A 19,406-nucleotide genomic window follows, 5' to 3' on the forward strand; every position below is an offset into this window, starting at 1 on the left:
TCCACCATGGCAACGACATCCGCCCCGGCACGCCGCGCGCCCAGCGCGCAGATCAAGGAACACATCTTCGCCTGGGAAGGCAAAGACAAGACCGGCAAGACCGTGCGCGGCGAAATGCGCGCCGGCGGCGCGACCATCGTGAACGTGACCCTGCGCCGCCAGGGCATCATGGTCACCAAGGTCAAGAAAAAGGTGTACCGCAGCGGCAAGAAGATCCAGGACAAGGACCTCACGCTGTTCACGCGCCAACTGGCCACGATGATGAAGGCCGGCGTGCCGCTGCTGCAATCGTTCGACATCGTCGGCAAGGGCCATTCGAACCCGTCGATGTCCAAGCTGATCATGGACCTGCGCGCCGACATCGAGACGGGCACCAGCCTGAACAACGCGTTCCGCAAATATCCGCTGTACTTCGACCCGCTGTTCTGCAACCTCGTCGGCGCCGGCGAGCAGGCCGGTATCCTCGAAGACCTGCTGACGCGCCTGGCGATCTACAAGGAAAAGACGCTCGCGCTGAAGAGCAAGATCAAGGGTGCGCTGATGTACCCCTGCGCGATCATCGCCATCGCCTTCATCGTCACCGCCGTGATCATGATCTGGGTGGTGCCCGCGTTCAAATCCGTGTTCTCCAGCTTCGGCGCGAACCTGCCGGCGCCGACCCTGATCGTGATGGGCATCTCGGATTTCGTCGTGAAATGGTGGTACATCATCTTCGGCTCGATCTTCGGCGCGCTGTACTTCTTCTTCCAGTCCTGGCGCAGGTCGCTGAAAATGCAGCAGTTCATGGACCGCGTGCTGCTACGCCTCCCCGTGTTCGGCGAAGTGATCCGGAAGGCGACGATTGCCCGCTGGACCCGCACGCTGGCGACGATGTTCGCGGCCGGCGTGCCGCTCGTGGAAGCGCTGGACTCCGTCGGCGGCGCATCCGGCAACAACGTCTACCTGGAAGCCACGAAAAAGATCCAGACGGAAGTCAGCACGGGCACGAGCCTGACGGCCGCGATGCAGAACGCCAATGTCTTCCCGAACATGGTCACGCAAATGGTCGCCATCGGCGAGGAATCCGGCGCGCTGGACGGCATGCTGGGCAAGGTGGCCGACTTCTACGAGGAAGAAGTGGACGAGGCCGTCAAGACGCTGTCGTCGCTGATGGAGCCGATGATCATGGTCGTGCTGGGGGTGCTGATCGGCGGTCTCGTGATTGCCATGTATCTGCCGATCTTCAAGCTGGGGTCGGTGGTCTGAAGGCGGTGCTGTAGATCCTCGAAATACATCGCAATGTCTCAGAAAACTTCGCAGTGAATTTGCAGTGTCATCACGTAGTCAGCAGTAGTTTTGCTTGGATCTGGCAAAACTACTGCACAGGCGAGCTGCGCAACGACTGAGGATTTCCCGAGAAACAAGACGCTGCGAACGGTCAAGCGTTCGCGGTCCATGCATCCTGCAACTCGGCCGTATCCCAGGCGGGCGCGTTGCAACCCCGTCGCCAGTCAAGCGTGTGAGATGACGAGGGCAACCTGGTTCGACAATGACGGGATCGATGTCTGCCACGAGTTCGTAGTACGTCGCCTGAGTATTCAAATTGCCCTTCGCGGCGAATGCGAGCACATCCAGACTTGTTGCTATTCCGGTCGATCTAAGGATTCGCCATGGTGCCCTGCATACTGTTCGTTACCGCCTCCGGTTGCTGCCAACTATTTCCGAGTCCTGGCACCGTATTGCGTGGCATGCGCACGTAACCGGTGTGGGAATCCAGCACATTGCCAGCGAGGACGGCGCCGTCGCTGCCAAGCAGGCTGTAAGCCAGCACGGCGCCACCGGAATGGAACAGCTTGGCGCCCGTGAACAGGTTGTTCGTTGCCAATGAATTGCCACCGGAAGCGACGACCTTGACGGTCAAAGCCGGTACGCCATCCCTGAGTTTCCTGATACTGAATCCGACCTTGATCAGTTGAGTCAGTGGGCTGACAGGATGCTGTTCGCTGGTCGCATTGAGCGCATCGATGACTTGGGTGACACGTGTATCGATCGACTTGAGTTGCGCGAGCAGCGTGGTGACGCCTTCCACTGCCTGCTTCTTCTGCAGGGACACGGCGGCGGTAGCCGGCTTCTTATTGGCCGCCCCTTTTGCCGCTTTCGGCTTGGCGGCGTCGGCGGCATCCTGGACCGCGCGGTTGTTCAGCCAGGTCGTCATGTCCGATTGCAGGTCAACCGCCCGGTCATGGTCCGCGGCCAGTTCGTTCACCGTAGCGCCAATGTCGGAGGCGGCGGCGCCATCCACGAACCCGGGATAGACGACCAGCGCTTGACGGTTTCCGGAAACGCTGCGCCACGAATGCGCCAATGCGGCCTGCAATGCAAGGGGATCGATCGTAATGGCCGATGAGACAACGCTCATCTGCGTTTTGAACGCCTGGGCAAGGCTCGCCAATGCGGCAATGCCGTTCACGACCAGCGGGATCGTCGCCGGTCCAGCTTTGGTTCCCGACTCGGCCGTGGTTTTGAGCGACACGAAATCGTTCTGGGCCTTGTTGACGGCCGCCTTGTATTGCCGGCTGAGTGTCTTCAGGGAATTCTCGGCCACTTGGTAGGCGGGGAATGACGAGAGCAATGATTCATCGGCCAGGAGTATCCCCTTGCTTCCCACTGGGTCGATGTCCTTGATCTCCGTGACGATCCGGTCTGTCAGCGGCAGTAATGTGCGATAGGTCAGCGCACTCGTTTCGATGGCCACACCGCTCACGCTGACATCCGTGATCGCGCCCTTCAGCGACATTTCCGACAAACTCTTGGTCGCCGTGGCCAGCGTCGCCTGGCGCTTATCGGCCAGGTCCTGTTCCTTGGCGTCGGCTTCCTGCGCGGCTGTTTTCTCTGCCTGATCGAGGGAAAGTTGTGCCTTGCGCGCGCGCAGCTGATCCTCGAGCGCGTCGGCTTTTGCTTTTTCGATAGCAGCAGTCTCTTCAGCGATTTCCTTGGCGGTCTGCGCGAATGCAGCGGAATAAGCGGACAATGAAATCGCCAGCACACAAAGCAGTCTGAATCGTGGGGACATAGTTCACACTTTCCTGAGAAGTTAGCAGGTAGCTGCACGGATACCGGCAGGAGTGCAGCGCGAGGCTTCGGCACGTTCGCGGTCCGGATCGAGCAGCGTTTCGCCCGTCTTGGCGAGTTGCTGCGCGACCCAGGCGCGTTGCGCGATGACTTTGGCGTATACGCCCGGCACCTTGCCACAGCTTAGGCCACCGACCGTCACGCCGAACTGGATGCCACGGCCCCCGCCAAGGGGACGGTAGAGCGGGCCGCCGCTGTCGCCATGGCAGGTATCGGCGCCGCCCGCGCCCGCGCAGAACGTGCGGATCGTCAGCATGCCATCATATGCCGCAACGCCCGCGCAATCGGGTGGCGTTTGCGGCACCTTCGCTTTCAGCAGTTCATTCGATACCGACGATCTTTCGGTCATTCCCCACCCCACCACGCTTAATGGGGAGCGATCGTTTTCCTCGGCAGCAGCCAATGCCATGAAAGGAGGCGACAAGGAGGTTTTCGTGTGGACGAGCGCGATATCGTTATCCCAGATTCCATAGCGGTATTTTTCGTGCGGGATCACCTCGAGCACCTCAATATATTTCCGCGCACTCGAGAGCTTCGCGGCCCCGGTCGACATCGACAGCACATCATTTGGTATGCGTTGTTGCGTGCTGGGGTCCCAGAAACAGTGCGCCGCCGTCAGTATCCAGTGCGGTGCGATGACTGTGCCGCCGCAAAGCAGTCCGGCGACGGGACCGAGGTTGGCAACGTGAATGGCGACTTGCCATGGAGCCTGTTCGGATGGAATCGGCACACCGCGATAAACCTCGATGCCCTGTGGGGCAGACAATGCCATTTGTCCGGTCAGGGCAAGAATACAGAAGCAAAAGAACTGGTGCGCACGATGAATTTTCATATCCGACCCGATTTAGGAAAGCAATTACCTGCCTCGTATCCAAACCAGGCTGTCATCTCTGCACACACGACAGAACCTGCGACACGTCCTGTCAATACTACAAGACTTGCCACAATTAGTATATGAATAGTTAATACTGCTTTTCGTCATTCGACTTGCATAGCAGCTCTTCTTTCCACTTTTCAGCCCGTACTCGTTTTCTACTCACGCTGTAGAAACTGCGACGTTTTATGAGACAGCTACGACGAGATGCGTGAGAAAAGTTCGGAGTTCAAAGGTGTACTACTGCGAGAGGACTTGGTTCCCTACAGGTGCCGACCAGCGTCGTACGCCGCAACCGGACTCGCGAATGCGGCGTCCGGATGCCGGCCACGATGCCCCAGATGGCGGCCCAGCGCAACGCGCGGTCCGTGGACGGCCCAAGCGGCCGCGCCGCCGCCGCACGCTGCAGCGCGAGCGACATGCGTTTCATCGCATAGAGTTTTCGATCGGATACCGGGAGTGCCATGTTTGCAGATTAACAAGCGCAACGATGGCTGACCGTGATCTGCCTAACGCACCATGCGTGAGCGCGGATGTGTGCGCCACCGCACGGTCCAGCTCAGCCATGACTGGTATTTTAGTTGACGATTCTTCAACACTCACCGGTATCTCATGGCCTCTTGCCCCGAATGTGGTTCTTCCTACGTACGCCGCATCCCGCGTACGCCCCTCATGCGTATCCTGTGGAGCAGCCAGCACATCCTGTGCAGCGATTGCGGCGAACGCTCCGTCGTCTTCCCGAAGCTCATGACACTGGCCGCAAAGCACCGCGCATCGAGCCGGACCGCGCGCTTCATCCTGAACCGCCTGCAAAGCCAGCAATCCCACTGAATTGCCCGACCGCGAAGTCGATGAACAGCCGCGTCCGCAGCGGCTGAAACTGCCGCGACGGATACAGCAGCGTTAAATCCTGCGGCCGCGCGGCCCACCCCTCCAGCACCCGCACCAGTTCCCCACTGTCCAGCAGATCCCGGACGAGCCAGTCCGGACACACGCCGATCCCGCCGCCCAGCACCAGCGCCTCCCGTATCGCCAGCGCATTGTTCACCCGGAAGCGGCTCGATGTCGGCACCCGTGCCCGCTCTTCGCCTCGGAACAATTCCACCGTGTTGCCCGGCGTCCAGGCGAAGCGGACGACGTCGTGCGCCGGCAAGTCGTCCGGCACCGACGGCACGCCCCGCCGCGCGAGATACATGGGTGCCGCCACCAGGAAGCGCGGCACGCTCGCCAGGTGCCGGCCGATGGCATCCGGCGGCAGCGTGCCGCCCAGCCGGAACGCGACGTCGACGCCTTCCTCGACCAGATCGACGAAGCGGTCGTTGAGAATCAGTTCGACGTCGATGGCGGGGTGGTCGGCCAGGAAGCGCTGGACCATCGCATTGATGCGGAACTGGCCCAGCGCGACCGGCGCATTGATGCGCAAGAGTCCTGCCGCCTGCCCCGTCATGCCCTGCACGTCGCCCACGGCCGCGTCGAATTGCTCGACGATGCGTTTGGCGTCGGCGTAGAAGCGCTGGCCCTGCTCCGTCGGCGACAGCCCGCGCGTGCTGCGTTCGACCAGGCGTACGCGCAGCTGCCGTTCCAGCTGGGCCAGCCATTTGCTGACGGTGGGCTGCGTGGTGCCGAATTCCCGGGCCGCCGCGGACAGGCTGCCCAGTTCGAGGGTGCGTACGAAGACGCGCAGCGCGTGGAGCGTATCCATCTATTCTAAATTGGAATGAGTGACCATCGATCCTACCATCTTCATCGCCACTCCAGAATGACCTAATGTGGAGTCCTCAACCAAGGAGCCCACCATGTCCAAACCGATCGCCGCACTCACTCTCTCCCTGCTGCTCGCCGCACCCGACGCGCCGGCGGGCGAGCACTGGGCCACGTCCTGGTACGCGGCCCCGCAACCCGCCTGGGACGGCAGTTTCACGCTGCCGATGAATGTCCCCACCAGGCTCGACAACGCGACCCTGCGCGAGACCGTCCGCCTGAGCGCGGGCGGGCAGCGCATCCGGCTCGTGTTCTCGAACCGGTACGGTCATGAACCGGTCAGGCTCGGCGCCGTGCGCGTCGGCCCCGCCGACGACCCGCACGCGGCGCGGGCGCTGACGTTTTCCGGGCAATCGGGCGCATCCATCCTGCCGGGCGCCACGGTGACGAGCGATCCGCTCGCCCTCCCCGTGCGGCCGCTGTCCCGGCTGGCCGTGACGACGCGGCTGCCCGCGCCGACGAACGTCGCCAGTTTCCATTGGGGCGCGCAGCAGACCGTGCAGATCGACAGCGCCAATGTCGGCGGCCGTTTGTTCCTGAGCGCCGTCCTGGTCGAGACCCCACAACCCGCGCGCACCGTCGTCGCGCTCGGCGATTCGATCACGGACGGCAACGGCTCGACGCCGGACGCGGACCGCCGCTGGCCGGACATCCTGGCCGAACGGCTGGCGCCGCACGGCATCGCCGTCGCCAATGCCGGCATCTCGGGCGGACGGCTGGCGCGCGACGGCATGGGCGCGAGCGCCCTCGCCCGCCTCGAACAGGATGTATTGAGCCAGCCCGGCGTGTCGGATGTCATCGTACTGCTCGGCATTAACGACATCGGCTGGCCCGGCAGTCCGTTCGCGCCGGGCGAGCGTCCCGCCACGCTGGAGGAACTCACGGCCGCGTACCGGCAATTGGTCGCTGCCAGCCACGTCCGGGGCGTACGCGTGACGGCGGCGACATTGCCGCCGTTCGAAGGCGCCCTCGCCGGCACGCCGTACGCCGGCCACTACAGTCCCGCCAAGGAACGCCTGCGCCGGCAGTTGAACGACTGGATCCGCACGGCCGGCGTGTTCGATGCCGTCGTCGACTTCGACGCCGTCCTGCGCGACCCTGCCCGGCCGCGCCGCCTGCGGGCCGGTTTCGATTCGGGCGATCACCTGCATCCGGGGGATGCGGGCTACCGCGCCATGGCCGAGGCGATCGCGCAGTTGCCCGATTTGCGCGGCTGGTACACTGAGTAGATGCCCAAGTCCAGGAAAAGCGCCGATTTCAGGATCGTCCGTGCCGCGGTGCCGGGGGTGCAGGCCGTGGAAGCGCGCAGCGACCACGTCTTCGCGCGCCACAGCCATGACCAGTACGGCGTCGGCCTCATGCTGGCCGGCGGCCAGAACGTCGAGCAGCGGGCGCGGCCAGGTCGAGGCGCTGGCCGGCGACATCATCACGGTGAATCCGGGCGAAGTGCACGACGGCGCCCCGCTCGGCGGCGCGCCCCGCGCGTGGCGCATGCTGTACCTGCCGCCGCATATCGCCGATACCGTCGCGGCCGACCTGAGCGAAGGCGCCCGCCGCGATTACGCGTTTCACCTGCCGGTCGCCCACCATGCCGCGCTGGCCGACTGTTTCCGGCGGCTGTACGCGGCCGTCACGGGCGACGCGACGGCCCTCTTGCGCGAGCAATTGCTTCTCGAATTGCTGCATGGCCTGCAAGGTGATGCACGACCCGACCGGCCCACATCGGTCACGGCCGCGATCGCGCGGGCGCGGGCGATGATCGACGACGCGCCGGCCGCCGCGCCCAGTCTCGCCGACCTGGCGGCAGCCTGTGGGCTCAGCCGCTTCCAGCTCGTGCGGCAGTTCGCGCGGGCGACGGGGCTGACGCCGCACGCCTACCTGATCCAGCGCCGCATCGACGCGGCCCGTGCCTTGCTGGCGCGCGGGTCGACGCTGGCGGACGCGGCCGCCGCCAGCGGTTTTGCCGACCAGAGCCACATGACGCGCCTGTTCATCCGCACCTACGGCATCACGCCCGGCGCGTACGCCTGCAATTTCGTTCAATACCGGCGCACACACGAGGACTAACCTGCGTTCCCATGTCGATGACGAGGAGAACGCCGTGTCCGCTAAAACCCTGGGTTACCTGTACCTGACGCTGGCCATGGTGCTCGTCGGCAGCACCGTCGTGGCCAGCAAGATCGCCGCCGCCGGCCTGCCGCCGTTCACGGCCACCGCGCTGCGCTTCGCGCTCGCGCTGCCCTGTTTTCTCGTGCTGCTGCGCGTCTCCGGCCAGCGCCTGCCGCGGCCGGGCTGGCGCGACGGCGCCCTCCTGCTCGTACAGGGGCTGGCCGGCACGGCCGGTTACACGGCGCTGCTGATGGCCGGGCTGCGCGCGACGTCGGCGCTCGATGCCGGCGTCATCCTCGGCACCCTGCCCGTCGTGTCGGCCGTCGTGGCCGTGCTCGTGCTCGGCGAGCGGCCGCGGCCCGCGCTGATCGCGACCGTGCTGCTCGCGGGCGTCGGCCTGTACGTGCTGCAGCCGGCGGCCCGCGGCGCGGGGTCGTCGACGGGCAATGCGCTCGTCTTCGGCGCCGTGCTGTGCGAAGCCCTGTTCATCCTGCTCAACAAGCGGGTGCGGATCGCGATGTCTCCGCTCGCCCTGTCGACGCTGATGAGCGCCATCGGCCTCGCCGCGTCGCTACCGTTCGCGCTGGCCGAACGCGGTTCGATGGCGGCCGTGACGCCGGCCGCGCTGCTCGCCGTCGGCTACTATGCGCTGCTGCCGACGGTCGGCGGGTTCCTGCTGTGGTATGCGGGCACCGCCCGCGTCGGCGGGACGGAGGCCGCACTGTTCACGGCGCTGGCACCCGTGGCCGCGCTGCTGCTGGCGGCCCTGCTGCTGGACGAGCCGGTGGGACCGCGGCAATTCGCCGGCATCGCGTTCGTGCTCGCGGCGGTGGGCGTATCGGCATGGCCCGCGACCCGTCAGCCGCAGGTCTTGCCGCCCACGCCGTGATAGCCCTTCGCCCTGGCGTCCGCTTCCGTCATGTACTCGCCCTTCCTGGTCTTGCCGTAGTACTTGCTGCCTTCGCAGTGATAGACCTTGCTGGCGCTGTTCGCCCACACCTTGCCCGCGCCGCCGCCGGACGCTTCTTTCTTCGGCGCGGGCTTGCTGGCCGCGGGCGCGGTCGGCGCGCCCTTGTCCGGTGCCAGCGGGTTCGGCACGGTGGTCTGGGCGAATGCGGTGGCGGCGGCAAGTGCGGCCAACAGCAGGACGAGATGACGTTTCATGGTGGCTCCAATAGGCCGGATCGAACACCGGCATGTAACTTGCATTGTACGGGGTAGTCCAATACTACGATGGCAACCAGCCCGTTTCAGTGCAAATCGAAACCGCCCGTCCGGTTCTGGTGCACGCCTGACATTACATGCAAAACATCGACATCTCTCTCCTCCATGACGACGCGGGCGACCGCCTGGCCGGACTCGGCCGCTGGTGGCTCGACCGCGCGGGTGGCGGCATCACACTGTCGGCCGTGGCCGCATCGTTCTTCGGCACCGGCCGGCATCCGGATTGCCTCGCGCGCATCGAGCCGGACGACCGCGCCGCCGTGCATACCACCCTCGACCGCATCAAGAAAGGCGACGCCGGCGCCGAATGCGAATTCCGCGTCCACACCGATGGACTCGGCCTGCGCTGGCTGCGCCTGCAGCAGATCGACAGGTCCGCCACGGGCATCCTCGTCGACGTGACGGCCGCCCGGCAGGCCGCCGCGCGCGAGCGGTTCAATTTCGCGCTCACGCAATACCTGGTGGGCACCGACAGCATCGACGACGCCGTCACCGGCATCCTGCAACTCGTGTGCGAGGAACTGGGCTGGGAATGGGGCGCATTCTGGGCCCTCGACGAGCGCACCGGCACGCTGCGCTGCCGCTACGCGTGGCAGGCGCCGCGGCAGGCGCTGGCACCGTTCCGGGCCGCGAGCGCGCGCCTGACGATGGCGCCCGGCGAAGGCCTGATCGGCACCGTGTGGGACAGCGGCGAGGCCCGCTGGATCGAGGATGCGAGCGGCACGGCCGACCTGTTGCGGGCGGAGGCGGCACGCGCGTGCGGCCTGCAGTCGGCGTACTTCTTCCCCGTGACGTTCGTCGCGTCGGACGCGTGCCTGATGCGGCCCGGCGTGCTCGAATTCTTCAGCGTCCAGCAGCGCCAGCCGGACGCGCAGTTGCCGGGCCTGGCGAAATCGATCTCCGCGATGATCGCCCAGGCCGTCGAGCGCATGACGCAGCAGGAGCGCATCCGCGTGCGTGCGCAGACGGACGAGATGACGGGCCTGGCCAACCGCGCCCATTTCTACGACCAGGTCGACCGCCAGTGCCGCGACGCGCGGGCCGGGCAGACGTTCGGCGTGCTGTTCGTCGACCTCGACCAGTTCAAGCCCATCAACGACGCCTTCGGCCACGACGCCGGCAACGTCGTGCTGACGGCGTTCGCGTCCCGCCTGCGCGCGCTGGCGCCGCCCGGCTGGCGCATCGGCCGCCTGGGCGGCGACGAGTTCGCGCTGCTGTCGGCGCCCGGCGTCGCGCCGCAGGAACTGGAACGCGTCGCCGAGTCGGTGCTGGACGCGGCGCGGCGCCGCTTCGTCTACGGCGAGCACCGGCTCGCGGTGTCGGCGAGCATCGGCATCAGCACGTATCCCGACCACGGCGGCTGCACGCGCGAACTGCTGCACGCGGCCGATGCCGCCATGTACGCCAGCAAGCGGAACGGCCGCAACCTGGCAAGCCGCTTCAGCGGCGACGGCGCGCCGGCCGACGCGGGCCACCGCATCGGCCTGCTGACCGACCTGCATTGCGCGATCCGGCGCGGCGAATTCTTCCTCGAGTACCAGCCGATCCGCACGACCACCGACATGGACATCGAGGCCGTCGAGGCGCTGATCCGCTGGCGCCGGCCGAACGGCGAGATCGTCCCGCCGAACGTGTTCATTCCGCTGGCGGAGCAGAGCCGCCTGATCGTCGACATCGGCCGCTGGGTCGTGCGCCAGGCCTGCCACGACCTCGCCCGCCTGCGCGCGGCCGGGCTGACCCGCGTGCGCGTGCACGTCAACATGGCGGCGCCGGAATTCATCGATGCCGAACTGCCGGACCGGCTCACGGCCATCGCCGCGGCGGCCGGCGTCGATCCCCGCGGCATCTGCCTCGAACTGACGGAAGGCGTCGTGATGAAGCATGCCGATAAATCGATCGCCATCATGCGCGAACTGCGCCGGCGCGGCTTCGGCATCGGCCTGGACGACTTCGGCATGGGCTATTCGTCGCTGTCGCTGCTGAAGAACCTGCCGATCGGCTCGCTCAAGATCGACCGGCTGTTCATGGCCGGCGTGCCGTACGACCGCAACGATTGCGCCATCGTGCGTTCGCTCCTCGACCTCGGCCGGCACATGAAGCTGACGGTGGTCGCGGAAGGCGTCGAGACCGATGCCCAGCTGGGCTATCTGCGCCAGTTCGGCTGTCCCCTCGTGCAGGGCTGGCTGCCGGGCCGGCCGGTGCCGCTGGAGCGCCTGTTCGACCTGATCGCGCAGCCGCAGGCGGCTTGAACGTGGCGGCGGCGCCTCATTGTGCTGCCCAAAGAGCGGGAAAACCCCTAGAATAGTTGATCCACGGAATCAGCCACCCATCGGATCATCGTACTCATGGAAACCCTGCTCTTCGCCGCCCCGGCGACCCTCGCCGCGACCCTCGCCGCCGCCTTGTTCGGCCTGTTGATCGGCAGCTTCCTGAACGTGGTCGTGTACCGCCTGCCCGTGATGGCGCAGCGCGAACTCGACAACTACATCGCGCACGAAGCGGGCAAGGACCTGCCGCACCCGGACCGCTTCAACCTGATGGTGCCCCGCTCCGCCTGCCCGCACTGCGGCCACCAGATCACGGCGCTGGAAAACATCCCGATCGTCAGCTGGCTGGCCCTACGAGGCAAATGCAGCGCGTGCAAGGCGCCGATCTCGCCCCGCTATCCGATCGTGGAAGCCGTCACGGGCCTGCTGTCGGCCGTGCTGGTCTGGCATTTCGGCAGCGGCTGGCTGGGCCTCGCGAGCCTCGCGTTCGCGTACTTCCTCATCGCGATGACGCTGATCGACTACGACACGAAGACATTGCCGGACGACCTCACGTATCCGCTGCTCTGGCTGGGCCTGCTCGTGAACCTGAACGGCACCATCGTCCCGCTGCGCGACGCCGTGATCGGCGCCATGGCCGGCTACCTGGCGCTGTGGGCCGTGTACTGGCTGTTCAAGCTCGCCACCGGCAAGGAAGGCATGGGTTACGGCGACTTCAAGCTGCTCGCCGCGCTGGGCGCGTGGATGGGCTGGGCGATGTTGCCGACCATTATCATCCTGTCGTCCGTCGTCGGCGCCCTCGTCGGCATCTCGCTGATCGTGTTCGCCCGCCGCGACCGCAACAATCCGATTCCCTTCGGACCGTATCTCGCCGCGGCTGGTATGATCGCACTCTTGTACGGAATACCACTCACCCGCTACGCGCAGGGTTTCTTGGTCTAGCCTCGCGCCGGGCCCGAGGATCGCATGGAGACAGCTTCACGTTTTGCGGTAGGGCTCACCGGTGGCATCGGCTGCGGCAAGACGACCGTGGCCGACCTGTTCGCCGCGCGCGGCGCCGCCGTCATCGACACCGACCAGATCGCCCACAGCCTCACGGCCCCGCACGGCGCCGCGATGCCCGCGCTGATCGCGGCATTCGGTCCCGACTACGCCACGCCGGACGGCGCCCTCGACCGCGCGAAAATGCGCGCGCTCGTGTTCTCCGACCCGTCCGCGCGCGCCCGCCTGGAGGGCATCCTGCATCCCCGCATCCGCGACGCGACGGCCGCCGCCGCCCTGCTCGCGGATGGTCCTTACACGATCTTCGTCGTGCCGCTGCTGATCGAATCGGGCACCTGGCGCGAGCGCGTCGCGCGCGTGCTCGCGATCGACTGTTCGGAAGAAACGCAGGTTGCACGCGTGATGGCCCGCAACGGCATGGCGGAAGACCAGGTCCGTGCCATCATGGCGGCCCAGGTGACGCGGGCGCGCCGCCTGGAAGAAGCGGACGACGTGATCCTGAACGACGCCGGCATCGACGCCCTGTTGCCGCAAGTGGAACGCTTGCACCGCTTTTATCTTGACGAAGCGGCAAGATTAACAATGCCGCCAAGCCAGCGTTTGTAATTTTGTGCATCATGGTTCAGAATCACGAGGTTACTCGCCAGCCTACATTCAGGGGAATGAGAGGAATGACATTTTGATCGTCTATGAATACCCATTCAACGAGCGAATTCGCACGTTGTTGCGGCTGGAGGACCTGTACGAGAAGTTCAAATTCTTTGTAGCCCAGGAACATCCTCTGCAGCACCATGTCGCGCTCGCGACGATCTTCGACATGCTGGAAGTGGCGGGCCGCGCGGACCTCAAGTCCGACCTGCTGCAGGAACTCGAACGCCAGAAGCAGAGCCTGCTGGGCTACCGCAGCAATCCCGCCGTCGCCAGGGACATGCTCGACGCCGTACTGGCCGAGCTCGACACGGTCAGCAACGCCCTCGTCAACGCCCAGGGCAAGACGGGCCAGAACGTGCGCGACAACGAATGGCTGATGAGCATCCGCGGCCGCACGATCATCCCCGGCGGCGCCTGCGAATTCGACCTGCCGTCCTACCACGCGTGGCAGCGGCGCCCGACCGAACAACGCCACGCCGACATCATGGCGTGGTTCGCCCCGCTGGCTCCGCTGTTCGAGGCCCTGGCCCTCGTGCTGCGCCTGCTGCGCAATTCCGGCGGCCCCGTCAAGATGATCGCCTCGTCCGGCAGCTACCAGCAGATGTTGCAAGGTAAGGTGTACCAGATGCTGCGCCTGTCGGTGGACGAGTCGCTCGGCGCGATCCCGGAAATCTCCGCCAACAAGTACATGCTGTGGGTACGCTTCACGACCCAGGGCGGCGACCTGAAACCGAAGCCGCTGGAAGAAGACGTCCCGTTCGAACTCACACTCTGCAATTTTTAGAAGCACACCATGACCGTCGTATCCTGCCCCACCTGCGGCAAGAAGGTCGAATGGAAGCCGGAAAACAAATTCCGCCCATTCTGTTCCGAACGCTGCAAGCAAATCGACCTGGGCGCCTGGGCCGAAGAGAAATACACGATTCCCGGCGCGCCGCCGGGCGATGCCGACGACGAATCCGTCTCGAAAGAATAAGTTCGCGTGAAGGCCGCCGCACTGGCGCTGGCCGCCATCCGCTTCTACCAGCGTTTCATCTCTCCGTACAAGGGCTTTTCCTGCGCGCTGCGCGTGGCGACGGGCGGTGACAGCTGCTCGGCGTATGGCCACGCGGTCATCGCGCGCTTCGGGCTCAGGCGCGGACTCGGACTGCTCGACCGCCGCCTCGCGCTGTGCGGCCACGTGCACCGGCAGATGCCGCGCCCGCCCGCGCCCGTGCTCCATCCGCGCGTGCGACGCCAGCAGGGATTCTGCGACGCGCCGTGCGACGTGCCCTGCGACGGCCCCGGCCACTGCCATTTTCCGTGCGACGGCCACCACCACTGCGGCGGCGTGCCGCGGCATCTACCCTGCGACGCGTGCGATCTGTGCGATGTCTGCGACGGCTGCGACGCGTGGAAACGCTGGCGCGAGCGCCGCCGCCGGCACGACACGCGTGACCTGGATGCGGCGGCGGAACGGATCAGGCGCCGGAATGCCCCGCGTACCGCACCTGGTCCAGCCACTCGAGCAGCGGAATCGTCGCCGGCAGCAGAGGACTGACGGCATACGCGCCCTGCCACGCGAACGCCTGCCCTTCCAGGCTTTGCGGCTCACCTTCCCACTCGCGGCTGATGTAGAAATACAGCCGCACGTGCGCGTGCTCGTACACGTGTTCGACGCAGCACCACGGCTCCGCCGAGATCACCGTCACGCCCAGTTCTTCGACGAATTCGCGCTGCAGCGCGTGGAAGATGTCCTCGCCCGGCTCGACCTTCCCGCCCGGGAATTCCCAGTAGCCGGCATACGGCTTGCCGTCCGGGCGCTGGCCCAGCAGCACGTCGCCGTTCGGGCGCATCAGCACGCCCACGGCCACATCGACAGGCTTCTCAGACATCGACCTGTTCCTGGTCCGGCGCGGGCGGCAGCTTGCCCGCGTAGTCCTTGGCGAACTGCCACGCGACGCGGCCCGAGCGCGAGCCGCGGCCCAGCGCCCAGCGCAGCGCATCGCCGCGCGCGCCCTCGATCTGCTCCGGCGTGCAGCCGAAGCTCGCCAGCCAGTGGCCGACGATGTCCAGGTAGTCGTCCTGCTTGAACGGATAGAACGACAGCCACAGGCCGAAGCGCTCGGACAGCGAGATCTTTTCCTCGACCGTCTCGGCCGGGTGCAGGTCGTCGTCGGCCACGTGCTTGTAGCCGGCGTTGTCCGAGAATTTTTCCGGCATCAGGTGACGGCGGTTCGACGTCGCGTAGATCAGCACATTGTCCGACTGCGCCGCAATGCTGCCATCGAGCGCCACCTTCAGCGCCTTGTAGCCCGCCTCGCCCTCTTCGAAACTGAGGTCGTCGCAAAAGATCACGAAGCGCTCCGGCCGGCCCGCGACGAGGTCGACGATGTCCGGCAGGTCGGCCAGGTCGGCCTTGTCCACTTCGATCAGGCGCAGGCCCTGCGGCGCGAACTGGTTCAGGCACGCCTTGATCAGCGACGATTTACCGGTGCCGCGCGCGCCCGTCAGCAGCACGTTGTTGGCGGGGCGTTTGGTCACGAACTGGCGCGTGTTCTGCTCGATCTGCTCTTTCTGCGGACCGATGTGCTGCAGGTCGTCCAGGCGGATGCTGGCCGTGTGCGCCACGGCCTGCAGGTACTTGACGTTGCCCGCGCCCGGGCGCTTGCGCCAGCGGTAGGCGTAACCGTGGCGGAAATCCGGATCGCGCGGCGCCGCGGGCGGCAATAAAGCCTCCACACGCGCCAGCAGGGCTTCGGCGCGGTGCAGGAAATTCTCCAGCTGGTTCATCGGGTCAGGAACGGTAGTCGGCGTTGATCGAGACGTAGTCGTGCGACAGGTCGCAGGTCCACACGGTGGCATCCGCCTTGCCGCGCGCGAGCACGACGCGCACGAGGATCTCGGCCTTCTTCATCACGCGCTGGCCATCCTCTTCCTTGTACTCGGGATTGCGGCCGCCGGCCTTGGCGACGAGGACGTCGTCCAGGTACAGGTCGAGCTTCGCCGTATCGAGATCGTCGACGCCCGCGTAGCCGATGGCGGCCAGGATGCGGCCCAGGTTCGGGTCCGATGCGAAGAACGCGGTCTTCACGAGCGGCGAGTGGGCGATGGCGTAGGCGATCTTGCGGCATTCTTCCATGTCGCGGCCCTGCTCCACGGTGATCGTGATGAACTTGGTGGCGCCTTCGCCGTCGCGGATGATCTGCTGTGCCAAATGGCGCGAGATGCCGGTGACGGCGTCGCGCAGCGCTGCGTAGTCCGGGCTGTCGGTCGAATCGACGACGAGCGAACCCGCGCCCGTGGCGACGAGGATGAACGAATCGTTGGTCGACGTGTCGCCGTCGATCGTGATGCTGTTGAAGGAGCGGTCGGCCGCGTACTTCACGAGTTCGTCCAGCACGGGTTGCGCGACCTTCGCGTCGAAGGCGAGATAGCCCAGCATCGTCGCCATGTTCGGCTTGATCATGCCGGCGCCCTTGCTGATGCCGGTCATCGTGACGGCGTGGCCGCCGATGGTGGTCGTCAGCGACGCCGCTTTCGGCTGCGTGTCCGTCGTCATGATGGCTTCGGCCGCGTTGAACCAGTTGTCCGCCTTCAGGTTCGCAATGGCGGCCGGCAGGCCCGCGACGATCTTTTGCACCGGCAGCGGTTCCAGGATCACGCCGGTGGAGAACGGCAGCACCTGCTGCGCGTCGAGACCCAGCAGGCGTGCCACTTCGGCGCACGTGGCCTGCGCGTTCTGCAGGCCCGGCTCGCCGGTACCCGCGTTCGCGTTGCCCGTGTTGACGACCAGCGCGCGGATCGGCTTGCCGCCACCTTTGACCGCTTCGAGATTCGCCTTGCTCACCTGGACCGGCGCCGCGCAGAAGCGGTTCTTGGTGAACACGCCGGCGACGGTCGCCCCTTCGGCGAGCTTCATCACCAGCACATCCTTGCGGTTCGGCTTCTTGATGCCGGCTTCGGCGTAACCGAGTTCGATGCCGGCGACGGGTTTCAGTTCGGCGGCGACGGGCAGGGGGGAATTGACGGCCATGGCGTTCTCTAATGAAAAGATGGAAAGAAGGTCCGGTATTGTACCGCCTGCGGGCGACATGCACGGACGGGCAGCCGCTGTTAATACACGCTTAAGTCGACCACTTAATAATCGGCAACACTACTTACCCGGCGATGACGCTTTGGTAAGATGGCCCATCCACCGGAGGAGCAATGACCGACAACCAACGCGACGTAATGAGCGCCGGCTTTTCGCTGGCGATCGTCCTGTGTGCCCTGTTCGTGACGCAGCGCTTCATCCTGCCGCTGCTGTGGGCCGCGATCCTGTGCATCGCCACATGGCCGCTGTACGCGCGCGTCCGCACGGCGCTGGGCGGGCGCACGATCGTCGCGGCGGCCCTCGTCACGGTCATCGTCGCCATCGTGTTCATCGCGCCGCTCGCGCTGGGCGTCACGTCGGCCGCGCGCCAGGCGCCCGCGCTGGCGCAGCTGGTCGCGAGCGCCAATACGGAAGGCCTCGCGGCGCCCGAGTGGCTGCACCGCATCCCGTTCGCCGGCGACGCCATCTACAACTGGTGGCTGGCCACGCTCGGCCAGCCGCACGGCCTCGCGCACCTGCTGCAGGACGGCTCCGTGGGCCGCATGCAGACCGCCAGCGAAGTGCTGAAACGGGTCGGCAGCGGCGTCATGCACCGCCTCGTCGACATGCTGTTCGCCTTCCTGTGCCTGTTCTTCTTCTACAAAGACGGGGCCGCGCTGCAGCGCCAGACGGACGCCATCGGCGCGCACCTGATCGGCACGCGGCGCTGGACCTTGTTCTCGCTGAAGGTGCCCGTCGCGGTGCGCGCCACCGTCAACGGCCTGGTGCTCGTCGGTCTCGCGGAAGGCGTGCTGCTGGGCATCGGCTACCAGATCGCGGGCCTGCCGTCGGCCGTGCTGTGGGCCGCCGCGACGGGCGTCCTCGCCATCATCCCGTTCGGCGCCCCGCTCGCCTTCGGCGCCGCCGCCGCGCTGCTCGCGTACCAGGGCGCGACGATCGCGGCGATCGGGATCCTCGTGTGGGGCGCCATCATCCTGTTCATCGCGGATCACTTCGTGCGGCCGGCGATGATCGGCAATGCGACGCAGCTGCCGTTCGTCGCCGTCCTGCTGGGCATCCTCGGCGGCGTCGAGACGCTGGGTCTCATCGGCCTGTTCGTCGGGCCTGTCGTGATGACCTTGTTCGTCACGTTGTGGCACGAGGCGCGCGCGTTGCGCGAGGCGCGTACCGCTTGACCCTCACCTAACGTGAGGCCCGAGACTGTCCGCACGCTGAAGAACGGAGACGAACGATGCTGAAAGTAGGAGAGCTGGCCGCCCTGGCCAACCTGACGGTGCGCACCCTGCACCACTACGACGGCATCGGCCTGCTCCGCCCTTCCGCGCGTTCCGATGCCGGCTACCGGCTCTACGACCGCGACGACGTGGCCCGCCTGCACCGCATCCAGGCCCTGCGCGCGTTCGGCCTGAGCCTCGCCGACATCGCCCTCACGCTGGACAGTCCGGCCGGCTCGCCGCTGGCGATCGTCGACCGCCAGCTGGAAGCGCTCGAAACGCGCATGGCGGAAGCCAGGCGCCTGCGCGACCAGCTGCTGCGCGTGCGCGCGCAACTCGTGCAAGGCAGCGCGCCTGACCTGTCCACGTGGCTCACCACATTGGAGAACACCATGGACATGATCAACGTGTACGAACGCTATTTCACCAAGGAGGAACTGGAACGGCTGCCGATGGTCCGCAGCGACGCCGCCCAGGCGCAATGGCAGGCGATGGTCGAACAGGTGCGCGGCCTGATCGAATCGCAGGTGCCCCCTGGCTCGGATGCCGCCAAGGCTTTTGCGCTGCGCTGGCTGCAGACATTCGACCGCGACACCGGAGGCGACGCGGCGCTGCAGGCAAAGCTGAACGCGATGGTCGAGCGCGAAAAGGACGCCGTCGGCATGCCTGCGCAGATTTTCGACTACGTGAAGGCCGCCGTCGGCGAGCTGAAATCCGACACGTGGGCGAAATACCTGCGGCCGGAAGTCCTCGACCGCATGCGCCGCCACATCGCCGCGCGCGGCCACGAATGGACGCCGCTGATCGCGCAAGTACAGGCCGAGATCAAGGCCGATCCGAACGCAACGGGCCCGCGCGCGCGCGACCTGGGACGCCAATGGATGGCCCTGTTCCACGACATGGTCGGCACGGACCCGCAAGACGTCGACGCGTTCCGCAAGGCCACCGCGACGGAACCCCTGCTGCGCATGGGGCCGGGCATCGGCGACGCGACGCTGGCCTGGCTGCGCAAGGCGCTAAGTACCTGAAGCAATTGCTTAAAACCGGGGTCAGAGCCCTAATGCCGTTCAGTTAAGACTGAACGGCATTTTTATTTAATCGTTGTAAACGCCGGGCAT

19 protein-coding genes and 1 pseudogene are annotated in these 19,406 nt (G+C 66.1%); 13 read left to right on the forward strand and 7 right to left on the reverse strand.

Annotated features, from left to right (window positions below; genetic code table 11):
* The first annotated feature begins 6 nt into the window (after nucleotides 1-6).
* The gene (locus ACL58G_RS30555) at nucleotides 7-1,245 is read left to right on the forward strand and encodes a type II secretion system F family protein (protein WP_413340978.1); all 1,239 of its coding nucleotides are present in this window, start codon (nucleotides 7-9) and stop codon (nucleotides 1,243-1,245) included.
* A gap of 391 nt (nucleotides 1,246-1,636) precedes the next feature.
* On the opposite strand, the gene ACL58G_RS30560 is transcribed toward ACL58G_RS30555, so the two are convergent.
* The gene (locus ACL58G_RS30560) at nucleotides 1,637-3,052 is read right to left on the reverse strand and encodes a hypothetical protein (RefSeq protein ID WP_440964240.1); all 1,416 of its coding nucleotides are present in this window, start codon (nucleotides 3,050-3,052) and stop codon (nucleotides 1,637-1,639) included.
* Nucleotides 3,053-3,073: 21 nt separating this feature from the next.
* The gene (locus ACL58G_RS30565; protein ID WP_440964242.1) at nucleotides 3,074-3,943 is read right to left on the reverse strand and encodes a S1 family peptidase; all 870 of its coding nucleotides are present in this window, start codon (nucleotides 3,941-3,943) and stop codon (nucleotides 3,074-3,076) included.
* Between the two features lie 714 nt (nucleotides 3,944-4,657).
* Between ACL58G_RS30565 and ACL58G_RS30570 the strand changes: the two genes are divergently transcribed.
* A complete protein-coding gene (locus ACL58G_RS30570; protein ID WP_413386925.1) occupies nucleotides 4,658-4,816 on the forward strand; it encodes a hypothetical protein in 159 nt (52 codons plus the stop codon).
* Here the strand turns inward: ACL58G_RS30570 and ACL58G_RS30575 are convergent.
* Nucleotides 4,779-5,687 (reverse strand): LysR substrate-binding domain-containing protein, encoded by a 909-nt coding sequence (locus ACL58G_RS30575; protein WP_440964245.1) that lies wholly within the window; start codon nucleotides 5,685-5,687, stop codon nucleotides 4,779-4,781. The genes ACL58G_RS30570 and ACL58G_RS30575 overlap by 38 nt on opposite strands.
* Before the next feature lie 94 nt (nucleotides 5,688-5,781).
* Between ACL58G_RS30575 and ACL58G_RS30580 the strand changes: the two genes are divergently transcribed.
* From ACL58G_RS30580 to ACL58G_RS30590, 3 genes and pseudogenes are all read left to right on the forward strand, one after another.
* A complete protein-coding gene (locus ACL58G_RS30580; RefSeq protein ID WP_440964247.1) occupies nucleotides 5,782-6,975 on the forward strand; it encodes an SGNH/GDSL hydrolase family protein in 1,194 nt (397 codons plus the stop codon).
* A pseudogene (locus ACL58G_RS30585) lies at nucleotides 6,976-7,813 on the forward strand (AraC family transcriptional regulator).
* A 34-nt stretch (nucleotides 7,814-7,847) separates the two neighbouring features.
* The gene (locus ACL58G_RS30590) at nucleotides 7,848-8,744 is read left to right on the forward strand and encodes a DMT family transporter (protein WP_440964249.1); all 897 of its coding nucleotides are present in this window, start codon (nucleotides 7,848-7,850) and stop codon (nucleotides 8,742-8,744) included.
* On the opposite strand, the gene ACL58G_RS30595 is transcribed toward ACL58G_RS30590, so the two are convergent.
* A complete protein-coding gene (locus ACL58G_RS30595; protein WP_440964251.1) occupies nucleotides 8,714-9,019 on the reverse strand; it encodes a signal protein in 306 nt (101 codons plus the stop codon). The genes ACL58G_RS30590 and ACL58G_RS30595 overlap by 31 nt on opposite strands.
* 137 nt (nucleotides 9,020-9,156) lie before the next feature.
* On the opposite strand from ACL58G_RS30595, the gene ACL58G_RS30600 reads away from it, so the two are divergent.
* The 6 genes from ACL58G_RS30600 to yidD all read left to right on the forward strand — a co-directional run bounded on the left by ACL58G_RS30600 (nucleotide 9,157) and on the right by yidD (nucleotide 14,539).
* Nucleotides 9,157-11,328, forward strand: a complete 2,172-nt coding sequence (locus ACL58G_RS30600) for a sensor domain-containing protein (RefSeq protein ID WP_440964253.1) — start codon at nucleotides 9,157-9,159, stop codon at nucleotides 11,326-11,328.
* A 96-nt stretch (nucleotides 11,329-11,424) separates the two neighbouring features.
* On the forward strand, nucleotides 11,425-12,288 hold the full coding sequence (locus ACL58G_RS30605) for a prepilin peptidase (RefSeq protein ID WP_413386917.1): 864 nt from the start codon (nucleotides 11,425-11,427) through the stop codon (nucleotides 12,286-12,288).
* 24 nt (nucleotides 12,289-12,312) lie between these two features.
* Nucleotides 12,313-12,954 carry a dephospho-CoA kinase gene (gene coaE / locus ACL58G_RS30610; protein ID WP_413386916.1) on the forward strand — a complete coding sequence of 214 codons (642 nt, stop codon included), beginning with the start codon at nucleotides 12,313-12,315 and terminating at the stop codon, nucleotides 12,952-12,954.
* Nucleotides 12,955-13,027: 73 nt separating this feature from the next.
* On the forward strand, nucleotides 13,028-13,783 hold the full coding sequence (gene zapD, locus ACL58G_RS30615; RefSeq protein WP_413342473.1) for a cell division protein ZapD: 756 nt from the start codon (nucleotides 13,028-13,030) through the stop codon (nucleotides 13,781-13,783).
* Nucleotides 13,784-13,792: 9 nt separating this feature from the next.
* Nucleotides 13,793-13,975: a DNA gyrase inhibitor YacG gene (yacG, locus tag ACL58G_RS30620; RefSeq protein ID WP_371763541.1), complete on the forward strand. Its 183-nt coding sequence runs from the start codon at nucleotides 13,793-13,795 to the stop codon at nucleotides 13,973-13,975.
* 6 nt (nucleotides 13,976-13,981) lie between these two features.
* Nucleotides 13,982-14,539: a membrane protein insertion efficiency factor YidD gene (yidD, locus tag ACL58G_RS30625; protein WP_413386915.1), complete on the forward strand. Its 558-nt coding sequence runs from the start codon at nucleotides 13,982-13,984 to the stop codon at nucleotides 14,537-14,539.
* Here the strand turns inward: yidD and ACL58G_RS30630 are convergent.
* Genes ACL58G_RS30630 through argJ form a run of 3 tightly spaced genes read right to left on the reverse strand, consistent with a single transcriptional unit; the run spans nucleotide 14,460 to nucleotide 17,014 of the window.
* Complete coding sequence (locus ACL58G_RS30630) at nucleotides 14,460-14,873, reverse strand: NUDIX domain-containing protein (RefSeq protein WP_413386914.1); 414 nt, start codon at nucleotides 14,871-14,873, stop codon at nucleotides 14,460-14,462. The two genes, yidD and ACL58G_RS30630, sit on opposite strands and share 80 nt — an antisense overlap.
* A complete protein-coding gene (locus tag ACL58G_RS30635; RefSeq protein ID WP_413386913.1) occupies nucleotides 14,866-15,771 on the reverse strand; it encodes an ATP-binding protein in 906 nt (301 codons plus the stop codon). Before ACL58G_RS30635 ends, ACL58G_RS30630 begins: the two co-directional genes overlap by 8 nt.
* A 4-nt stretch (nucleotides 15,772-15,775) precedes the next feature.
* Nucleotides 15,776-17,014: a bifunctional glutamate N-acetyltransferase/amino-acid acetyltransferase ArgJ gene (gene argJ, locus ACL58G_RS30640; protein WP_440964258.1), complete on the reverse strand. Its 1,239-nt coding sequence runs from the start codon at nucleotides 17,012-17,014 to the stop codon at nucleotides 15,776-15,778.
* Between the two features lie 173 nt (nucleotides 17,015-17,187).
* Between argJ and ACL58G_RS30645 the strand changes: the two genes are divergently transcribed.
* A complete protein-coding gene (locus ACL58G_RS30645) occupies nucleotides 17,188-18,249 on the forward strand; it encodes an AI-2E family transporter (RefSeq protein WP_440964260.1) in 1,062 nt (353 codons plus the stop codon).
* A gap of 56 nt (nucleotides 18,250-18,305) precedes the next feature.
* Nucleotides 18,306-19,316 carry a MerR family transcriptional regulator gene (locus tag ACL58G_RS30650; protein WP_440964262.1) on the forward strand — a complete coding sequence of 337 codons (1,011 nt, stop codon included), beginning with the start codon at nucleotides 18,306-18,308 and terminating at the stop codon, nucleotides 19,314-19,316.
* Nucleotides 19,317-19,406 lie beyond the last annotated feature (90 nt).

It is taken from the genome of Massilia sp. GER05 (genome assembly GCF_052056005.1).
In the GTDB taxonomy this organism is placed as follows: domain Bacteria; phylum Pseudomonadota; class Gammaproteobacteria; order Burkholderiales; family Burkholderiaceae_D; genus Telluria; species Telluria orientalis.